Consider the following 706-nt stretch of genomic DNA (forward strand, 5'->3'; position numbering starts at 1 on the left):
TGCGCCGACCTCACCACTGAACGGATCGGCCAAGAACCGCTCCGCCGTCAGTTCGGGCCGGTTCAGATAGCCACGCGCGACCCCCGCCCCGCCAATGTAGAGCTCTCCCACCGCTCCCAACGGAACGGGCGCGCCATGGCCATCGAGCAGATACACACGCGTGTTCGCAATCGGACGGCCAATCGGGACAACTGACCCATCAAAATCAGAGGGGTAACTCCAGGTCGTCGCACAGACCGTTGTTTCGGTAGGTCCATAGGCGTTGACAATAGATGTTGCAGGCAACCTTCGAATGAGTTCAGACTTTGGCAGCTCTCCAGCAAGAATGAGAGATTGCGACGCCAAATATTCCAGATTGCGGTCTCCTTGGAACAAGGCTGGAGGCAACGTCGCGTGTGTTATGGCTTCGCTTCGCAGATAATCTGATAGCTTGTTACTCGCTTGACGGAGCTCATCCGCAGGCAAATGCAATGCGGCTCCAGCACCAAACGCCATAAGAATTTCCCAAGCGCTCGCATCAAAACCAAAGGAGGCGAACTGCACTACTCGGCTGTTTGAACAAACGCCAAAAAGCCCGATCTGAGCCAGCCCCAGGTTGACGAGGCCCCGATGCTCGATCATGACTCCCTTTGGGGTGCCGGTAGATCCCGAGGTGTAGATCACATAGGCGAGATGGCGCGAGGTCAGGCCAAGCGCGCGCGGGTCG

At 57.6% G+C, this 706-nt stretch carries 1 protein-coding gene; it reads right to left on the reverse strand.

What is annotated here, in order from left to right; translation table 11 throughout:
• Window positions 1–706 (reverse strand): AMP-binding protein (locus IVB50_RS18735; protein ID WP_247296899.1); only part of this gene is annotated, 706 nt, incomplete at both ends.

Origin of the sequence: Bradyrhizobium sp. 87 (genome assembly GCF_023073015.1) — a bacterium.
In the GTDB taxonomy this organism is placed as follows: Bacteria; Pseudomonadota; Alphaproteobacteria; order Rhizobiales; family Xanthobacteraceae; genus Bradyrhizobium; species Bradyrhizobium canariense_D.